Below are 2,104 nucleotides of genomic sequence, written 5' to 3'. Positions count from 1 at the left end.
AGCGGATTTCACCTGGATAGATTCTAGGTCTGACGGAGTACACAGCCCTATATCCAATAGATATGAGGAAATCGTTTCAGATGATAGTGGTTGCACAATATTAGTAGATGATCAGTAGATGCACGACTTAAAGAGAAAATGTTTGTTGTTTACCCTTGAGAAGTTAACCGATAGTAGGGGCAAGTCTTGTCCCTAACCGTAGAACAATCAACACTCAACAGTTAACAAGCAATAATCAGGCTGTTATATTTTCAGCAGTTATCCCATTGCTCTTTATCTATTGATACTCTAGTTTTCCACTAAAAACTTGCCATTTTGGCGAGACGAAACTGATATTTTTATCTAAAACAGAATTTGTAGACTTACAGAAATCTTGAATAAAGTCATCCGTCACACTCCTATGGAGGAAAACTAATAATGGAAATTTCTGAGTTACCCATCGGTTTTGAGTTGTTATCCGATGAGGAAACCTTTCTCAATGATCTAGATCAGCAAGATACTATGGTTCAGGGTGGATGTGGTCCGACTCCCCAAACACCATACATTCTGTGTCCAGCACCTACGGCAGTTCCTATGCCTGAACACCCAGAACCTTTTCCCAAATGTCCACGCCCAATACCCCAACCAACACCTCCTGTTTTTGAACATCCACGGCCCATACCTTTTCCTAAACCCAAGACCATACCAATTTATAGAACAGGACCGATTATGATGACTCCACCAATACGAATGGAACATTAGATTGAGGGCATTAGCCCCTCGATCTAAGTGTAGGGGCTGATGGTAAGGATTAAGCTAAAAAGCATTTTAAATGTGTTTTAACAAGGCAAAAAGCAAAAGGTAAAATGCAAAAATATACGGAAATATATTTTTGCATTTTATTTAAAAAAAATCATAATAATTTACTATAAAATTAGATAAAATATATAAATATATCTAGTTTTATAGTTTAAAATTTATCATATAAACGATTATTTTTAGCAACGTTATAGATATAGTAATTATAACTATTTTGTTAACTATAACGCGGGCATTATCGTCCGACAAGGATGAAAGTTCTTTCCATGACCAAAAATCTCGATCTACTTTCTTGCCTGTTGCCTGTTGCCTGTTGCCTGTTGCCTGTTGCCTGTTGCCTGTTGCCTGTTGCCTGTTGCCTGTTGCCTGTTGCCTGTTGCCTGTTGCCTGTTGCCTTTCCCAAGCGCGACTATGTTCACAACTCCAATAACAATGCTATAGGTACCTGACATTTTGTGTCACAATTGCAGCTGATCTAGTAAACATAGTATTGGCAGTTGCTATGAGCGAAACCATCTTTAGCAAGATTATCCGCCGAGAAATTCCAGCGGATATTGTTTATGAAGACGATTTAGCCCTTGCCTTCAAGGATATTAACCCTCAGGCACCAGTTCATATTCTGGTAATTCCCAAGAAGCCCATTCCTCAACTGGCAGCAGCTCAGTCTGAAGATGAAGCTCTGATGGGACACCTGTTGTTAACGGCTAAGCAAGTTGCTGAGCAAGTCGGTTTGACCAATGGCTATCGACTGGTGATTAATAATGGTGCTGATGGTGGTCAAACAGTTGATCACCTGCATTTGCACATCTTGGGTCAACGCCAAATGAAGTGGCCTCCTGGTTGAGGTTTTTTTAGTGCTCAGTGTTGAGTGCTGAGTCTTGAGTTGGTGTCTCAGTTAGGAGTTACCGCAAGAACTAGGCTCAAGCTCTATATCTCAGACTATATATATAGAGGCGTTCCGTGGAGCGCCTTTAGTTTTATGCGATTGACCTTGGCCAAAAGGCCACGCTTCGCGAACGCGAACGCTATTTTTTTTGACTATTGTCGCTGTTTATAACACTACTATTTATTTGTCAATACTTATCTAATATAATTTTTACTTATTTACATTATTTAATAACCTGAGGGGAAATTACTCGCGAAACCCTTTACAAAACTAAATATATTACTTAATATAAATACATGAAGGCGCACACAAGCCGGACGAACCTCGATAACTTCATATTCATACCCGCAATCATAAGAACATGACTACTGTATTACAACAGAGCAACACCTCTGTGTGGTCTCAGTTCTGCAATTGGGT

The 2,104-nt window shown here is 39.5% G+C and carries 3 protein-coding genes; all 3 read left to right on the top strand.

From position 1 onward, the window contains the following. The first annotated feature begins 417 nt into the window (after positions 1 to 417). The 3 genes from F6J99_RS44550 (at position 418) to F6J99_RS44540 (ending at position 1,642) form a co-directional block, all read left to right on the top strand. A complete protein-coding gene (locus F6J99_RS44550; RefSeq protein ID WP_070394564.1) occupies positions 418 to 741 on the top strand; it encodes a hypothetical protein in 324 nt (107 codons plus the stop codon). A 308-nt stretch (positions 742 to 1,049) separates the two neighbouring features. Then, positions 1,050 to 1,247 (top strand): hypothetical protein, encoded by a 198-nt coding sequence (locus F6J99_RS44545; RefSeq protein WP_293123735.1) that lies wholly within the window; start codon positions 1,050 to 1,052, stop codon positions 1,245 to 1,247. Positions 1,248 to 1,300: 53 nt separating this feature from the next. Next, positions 1,301 to 1,642, top strand: a complete 342-nt coding sequence (locus F6J99_RS44540; RefSeq protein WP_293123732.1) for a histidine triad nucleotide-binding protein — start codon at positions 1,301 to 1,303, stop codon at positions 1,640 to 1,642. Positions 1,643 to 2,104 lie beyond the last annotated feature (462 nt).

The sequence above is a fragment of the Moorena sp. SIO4G3 genome (assembly GCF_010692305.1).
GTDB classification, from domain to species: domain Bacteria; phylum Cyanobacteriota; class Cyanobacteriia; order Cyanobacteriales; family Coleofasciculaceae; genus Moorena; species Moorena producens_A.
This window is presented reverse-complemented; position numbering and strand designations above follow the sequence as displayed.